3 protein-coding genes are annotated in these 4,174 nt (G+C 53.4%); all 3 read right to left on the bottom strand.

Features of this window, described 5'->3' with window-relative positions; genetic code table 11:
• A partial coding sequence (locus ACEW8P_RS18990) for a TonB family protein (RefSeq protein ID WP_373514652.1) occupies positions 1-1,649 on the bottom strand: 1,649 nt, incomplete at its 3' end.
• Between the two features lie 69 nt (positions 1,650-1,718).
• Positions 1,719-3,575 (bottom strand): TonB family protein, encoded by a 1,857-nt coding sequence (locus tag ACEW8P_RS18985; RefSeq protein ID WP_373514651.1) that lies wholly within the window; start codon positions 3,573-3,575, stop codon positions 1,719-1,721.
• Positions 3,576-3,613: 38 nt separating this feature from the next.
• Positions 3,614-4,174, bottom strand: a 561-nt coding sequence (locus ACEW8P_RS18980) for a TonB family protein (protein ID WP_373514650.1), incomplete at its 5' end; no start/stop codon positions are given.

Raw genomic sequence — 4,174 nt, 5'->3', positions numbered from 1 at the left:
GCACCGGGTATCCATTTGGGCGTCTGCTTCATGATTCTGACCGCTTCCTCGTCGGTGCCGAATCCCATGCCTTTCAGTACTTTAATGTCTTGAACACTGCCATCAGCGTTGACCACGAAAGTCAGGAACACTTTGCCCTGTACCAGGGCGCGACGGGCGGCGGCGGGGTACTTCATGTTTTCGCCGATAAATTTATACATGGCCTCAATACCACCGGGGAATTTCGGCTGAGTGTCAACTACGGTGAAGACGGAATCTTTAAGGTAATCGGAAGAAGTTTTGTCTTTCAACTTTTCTGTTACAAAGGATTCTCCCACCTCGGACGACATGCGTCGGGCAACCGAATTTTCGGAGGCGTTTTCATCGGCCAAAACTACCTTGATAAAGCCTTGTTCCGACATTTGGGCGGAAGTGGGTTTGTGACCCATAAAGCTAAAATCCAGGGTACTCCCCGCCGGGGCCGTGATTCTGAATTCCCCCTCGGCAGTAGTGGTAGTTCCTACCTGGGTACCTTTCACAACGATACTCGTTCCCGGCAGTGGCTCGTCTTTAGCATCCAGCACAACGCCCTCGATTCGGATGTTCTGATCGGTGGTAGAGGTATTTTGTTCGGAATCTTCCCCGGTCTTTTGGTCGCAGGAAGCCGCCAGTAGTGACACAAAGCCGACGAACAGGGCCACGGCAGCGTACTTGCCCAGCGACCAATTGGAGTTTTTGTTTTTGTACAGCATGACGATTCGATTTTTTAAGAGTTTAGAATCAATAAAAGGGTTGACGAGGTCGACGGCTCGACGCTCGGCGTTTGGTGTCGCCAGGGCGTAGGAAACCATGAACTCGGCGTAGCTATCGCGCGGCGAAGCGTCGCCCGGCGAAGCGTCGCCCGGCGTGGCTTCCCAGGCGCACACTTCGCGGTCGGCCAGGTACTCGTGGACTTGCTGCAACGATTTTTTGTAAAAAACCAAAATCGGGTTGAACCAGAAAACCACCCGCAGCCCCTCCATCAGCAGAACGTCCAGGCTGTGCCGCTGCCGCACGTGGGCTAGTTCGTGGTTGAGGACGGTGTCGAAGTTCTCCTCGTAGTCGCGGCGGGTAATGACGATGTGGTTCAGGAAGGAGAAAGAGCCGGGAGCCGCCGCTCCGAGCGAAGCGTCGCCCGGCGACGCCTCTTCTGTACCTTCGTCGTCATCGAGCAGGTACAGGCGGTAGGCGTCCATATCCAGGCAGGGGCTTTTCCGAAAAAAAGCGTACACTCCGCGCAAGTGACTTAACAGCCGCGCCGCCATAAAAACAAATCCCAGACCGTAGAGAACCACCAACCACTTCGCCCAGCCCAGTACCGGGGCTGAAGTTGCTGGCGCGGCGGCTTCCGGCGCATAATTCGTTGGCATGGCAGCGTAGGTTTCCAACAGGAGATCGGCTTCTCCTACCTCCACCGCCTCTTCTTCAACTAATGAAGCAAAATCGAAAAAGTCAGGTAGTTGCGGCATTCCCTCGGGGTATGGCACCAGCGGCAGGACGAACGCCAGCAGCAACGAGCCGAGCAAATACGCCCGGTTCCAGGCGAAAAACGTGTGGCGGCTCAGCACGAGCCAGTAGCAGCCGTAGAGCAGGAGCCAGAAGAGGTTGACTTGGACGAGGTAGTTCATCATAAGTTGTGGTACGGGCTTCCAGCCCGTTTATATGATGCAGAAACGGGCTGGAAGCCCGTACCACATGGCTTAGGATTTGCCTTTTTTCAGGATGATCTCTATGGCCCCGTTTTTTCCTTTGTCGCCGTATTTTTTGATGGCGGCGGCGTCTTTCATAATGTTGATCGACTCAACAGCAGCCGGATCTAATTCAGGTTTTTCGCTTCTGTCCGACACGATTTTACCATCCACTACCAGCAGCATCTGCTCGGAGTCTTCCAGCCTGGTCGGCTGAGCGCCCGTGACCCGCTCAATTTCGGAATCAGGCGCTACGCCCTGCATCCCTACTCTTTTGTCAGCTTCACTCTTTTTCAATTCCGGCTTTTTGCCCAACTCAAAGGCAATCGGCAAGTTATAGCGCACGTTTAGCGGTTTACCATCCTGCTTGCCAGGTATCCAGCGGGGCATTTTGTCCATCACCCGAAGGGCTTCCTCATCAATGCCGAAGCCGATTCCTTTGAGAATGGTAACGTTCTTGATTTCACCCTCTTTCGTTACTACGAAATTCAGGAAAACCCGGCCCTGGACCTTGGCCCTTCTGGCGGCTTCGGGATACTTTACGTTATCTCCCAGGAACTTGTGCATGGCATCGATACCGCCGGGAAACTGCGGTTGCTCCTCAACTACCGTGAAAATGGTTTCACCGTTATAAGTCGAAGCCTGACTGATTGCTCTGAAAGTTTTGCCGTCGGGCGAAGTCATGAAGAATGCTCCGTTTGTCTGGGACGTTTGGCCCTCGCCGGGCGTCATGGCGACCCTGTATGCCACCTTTTCGTACTTGGGGTTCAGTTTCAGAAGATGGTTCTTGAATCCTTCGTAACTGAATTTTAATTCGCTTCCCGCCGGAGCATCGAGTCGGAATCTTCCTTCGGAGGAGGTAGTCGTCCCGCGTGTTGCGCCCATTACCATAATATCGGCTCCTGGAATAGCTTTCCCATTCGCATCTGTCACTACACCAGACACCTCTACCATTCCGCTCATATTCTTGGAGGAGCTATTTTTGGCCGTAGGCAGCGAATCCCGCTCGCAGGAAGCGACTAGCAACGAGGTGAAGCTAATCAGCAGAGCCACAGCGGCGTATTTGCCGAGCGACCAGTTCGAGTTTTTGTTTTTGTAAAGCATAGCGATGCGGTTTTTCAAGAGTTTAGGATTGAAGAATTGATTGGTCAAAACAGTACTTGGAGCATTCGTTGCGTAGGAGAGCAGAAAGTCGGCGTAACCATCGCGGTTATCGGCCTTAGCCTGCTGGTCGGCCAGATACTCGTGGATTTGCTGCAGGGCGTTTTTGTATAAAATCAAAACCGGGTTAAACCAGAAAACCACCCACAGCCCCTCCGTTAGCAGAATGTCTAGGCTGTGCCGCTGCCGCACATGGACGAGTTCGTGACAGAGGATGGTGTCGAAATTTTGCTCGTAGTCGGAGCGGCTGATGAAAATCCAGCGGAGGAAGGAGAAGGAAGCGGGTGCTGTTGCGCCCCCTTCCTCGTCCAGCAAAACAATGATGTGGTTACCCATGTCGATGCTCTCGCCTTTCTTGATAAAAGAAAAAAGAGAGCCGAACTGCCGCGCCAAACGAACCAGCATTAACAAAACCCCAACGCTGTACACCAGACAAAGCAAATTCTCCCACGTCAGCAGCGAGGATGAAGGCACCACCACCGCCGCGCCCACCGTGAGCGCGGCCGCCGACATCTCGTACACTACCGGAACAGGCGGAGCCGCCTCAGGGTACTGCACCAGCGGCAACGCGAACGCCGCCAGCAAGGAACCGAGCAAATACGCCCGGTTCCAGTGCAGGAAGGTTTGCCGTCGCAGGAAAAGCGCATAACAAGCGTAGAGCGCGATCCAGTAGAGGTTGGCTTGGGCGAGGTAGGACAGCGTTTCCATTTCCTTTGGGTTAAACGGTTAAGAATCTGATACCGACCTTATTTCTTTTTCATAAAAACCTCGATTACTCCGTTGGCACCTTTTTCACCGTAGGCTTTGGTGGCACTTTCTCCTTTCAGGACGTTTACTTTTTCGACATTCTCAGGCCCGACCTTTTTGATATCGTAACCTTCCTTTTGCATTACACCGTCAATTACGACTCTGAACTGTCCCTCTCCTGTACGATACATCTCAGGCGCTCCGGGTGTGGTTTTCGCGTAGGCCACCACCGTAGCACCAGAATTGGAAGGCTTCTCGACACCGTTAGCCCCTAATTCTTTCTTGCCGTTGTCGATTTCAAAAGCAATCGGCAGGTTATACCGAACGTTCACGGCCCTCCCACTTTGCGTCCCCGCCTTCCAGCGCGGCATCGCCTTCACCACGCGCACGGCCTCTGCATCGGCGCCGAAACCTATGCCTTTCATAACTTGAATATCCTTGATTTCGCCTTCAGTCGTCACCACGAAGCTCAGGAATACCTTGCCCGTCACATTGGCTTTGGCGGCAGCCGTGGGGTACTTGATATTCTTGCCCAGAAACATGTACATTTCCTGAATGCC

Origin of the sequence: Persicitalea sp. (assembly GCF_041751555.1) — a bacterium.
Classification (GTDB): domain Bacteria; phylum Bacteroidota; class Bacteroidia; order Cytophagales; family Spirosomataceae; genus Persicitalea.
This window is presented reverse-complemented; position numbering and strand designations above follow the sequence as displayed.

Excerpts from the sequence above, each read along its gene's own strand:
- ACEW8P_RS18985 (WP_373514651.1), bottom strand. The coding sequence starts at position 3,575 with ATGGAAACGCTGTCCTACCTCGCCCAAGCCAACCTCTACTGGATCGCG.